Raw genomic sequence first — 1,593 nt, 5'->3', positions numbered from 1 at the left:
ATGCAGGAAGATGCCGAGCTCCTTGGCCAGCCTGCGCGCGGTCGCGACGACGATGTCCTTGTCCTCCGACGTGAACGATGCGGCGCGAGCTTCCTTGTCGCGGATCAGCGCCCCGGTCATTTCCGGCGTCTGGATGTAGGTGGCACCTAGGCTGGCTGCTTCACGCACCAGCCGTTCGAGATCGACGGCGTTGCGCTCGGGGCTCTCGCCCGAACGCATCTGGATCGCAGCGGCCTTGAAAACACCCATCGTCATTCCCTCAATTCGTCGCGCCGTTGGCGAGCAATTTGTCCAGCCGGCCTTCGGCCTCCAGCTCGTGGAGGTCGTCACAGCCGCCGACATGCGTATCGCCGATGAAAATCTGCGGAAAGGTCGTGCGGCCATGCGCCCGGGAGATCATCTCCTGGCGCAATTCCGGCGAGAAGGAGGCATCGTGCTCGGTAAAGGCGACGCCCTTGCGCTCGAGCAGCCGCTTGGCTGCCGTGCAATAGCCGCACATCATGCGGGTGTAGATCGTGACATCGGTCATGACGAATTTCCGCTGTTCGTTGCCGACTTATATAGTCGCGGACTCGTCCGCCCGAAAGTCCCCCGGCAACACACGCGCAAAGGTCAGCACGTCGACGGCGGCCGCACCTCCCCTTTTCAGCGCCTTGGTGTCGGAACGCACCGTGGCGCCGGTGGTGTAGACATCGTCGATCAAAAGCACCCTGCGGCCGGCGATCTCGATTTCCGCCTCGGCAGGCACCCGGAACGCGGCCCGCACATTCTCCTCGCGTTCGCCGCGCTCCAGCCCGACCTGCTGGCGGGTGAGTTTCACGCGCCGCACCGCCGACGGGGCGAAGGGCAATCCGCTAAGTGCCGAGACCGCCCTTGCCAGTTCCGCCGACTGGTTGAAGCGCCGCCTGAAAAACCGCCGCCAGTGCAGCGGCACCGGCACCACCACATCCGCCTCGGCGATGAGATCGGCACCCGCACGCATCATCCAGCGCGCCATCCAAGGTGCCAGATCCGTGCGATCCTGGTATTTCAACCCTTGCACCATCTGGCGCGCAACGCCGGAATAGGCGACCGCCGCCCGCGCCCGCTCGAAAGGCGGCGGATCGGCAATCGCCTCGGCCGACAGAAAGCCTTCGCCCATATGGTGGGTGAACGGCGTACCCATGACAGGGCACCATGGCCGCTCCAGCAGCCTGAGCTTCGGCCAGCAGGCGCCGCACAGCACGCCCGGTTGCGAGACATGCCGGCGGCAACCGGCGCAGACCGGCGGAAACAGCATCCGCGCCGGCCAGCCGACAACCGACCGGGCCAGGTTCGTGATCCCGATAGACTTGATCTTGGGCATCGGATCGGCCACGTGGTTGCTCCTGCGCGCCACTATATCAACGATCTCGGAGCGTGGACAAACAAAGGATCTGCCCGTTGCAGCCAATAATGGATACCTCTCTGTGGCTGACGCACAAGCGGCGCGCGCTTGCCCGTCCGGTCGACGGCGCGGACTTCCTCATGCGCCGCACGGCCGAGGACCTTGCCGAACGGCTGGGCGCCGTCGAGCGCCGGTTCGGCAAGGTCCTCGGCCGTGCGGCGCATGAG

The 1,593-nt window shown here is 65.7% G+C and carries 2 protein-coding genes and 2 pseudogenes; 1 reads left to right on the top strand and 3 read right to left on the bottom strand.

All coding sequences use genetic code 11. The features are described from left to right. The 3 genes and pseudogenes from ENZ75_RS31310 to ENZ75_RS31300 all read right to left on the bottom strand — a co-directional run. Window positions 1–249, bottom strand: a pseudogene (locus ENZ75_RS31310) (carbon-nitrogen hydrolase family protein); the annotation flags it as partial. A 10-nt stretch (window positions 250–259) separates the two neighbouring features. Next, window positions 260–529, bottom strand: a complete 270-nt coding sequence (gene grxC / locus ENZ75_RS31305; RefSeq protein WP_024503792.1) for a glutaredoxin 3 — start codon at window positions 527–529, stop codon at window positions 260–262. A 27-nt stretch (window positions 530–556) separates the two neighbouring features. Next, entirely contained in the window at window positions 557–1,357 is an 801-nt protein-coding gene (locus ENZ75_RS31300; protein ID WP_063169072.1) for a ComF family protein, read from the bottom strand. Between the two features lie 77 nt (window positions 1,358–1,434). Here ENZ75_RS31300 and ENZ75_RS34490 point away from each other — a divergent pair. After that, a pseudogene (locus ENZ75_RS34490) lies at window positions 1,435–1,593 on the top strand (SAM-dependent methyltransferase); the annotation flags it as partial.

The organism is Mesorhizobium sp. M7A.F.Ca.CA.002.04.1.1, from assembly GCF_004022805.1.
Classification (GTDB): Bacteria; Pseudomonadota; Alphaproteobacteria; order Rhizobiales; family Rhizobiaceae; genus Mesorhizobium; species Mesorhizobium ciceri.
This window is presented reverse-complemented; position numbering and strand designations above follow the sequence as displayed.

Coding starts and splice junctions, on each gene's coding strand:
- grxC (WP_024503792.1), bottom strand. CDS start 529: ATGACCGATGTCACGATCTACACCCGCATGATGTGCGGCTATTGCACG.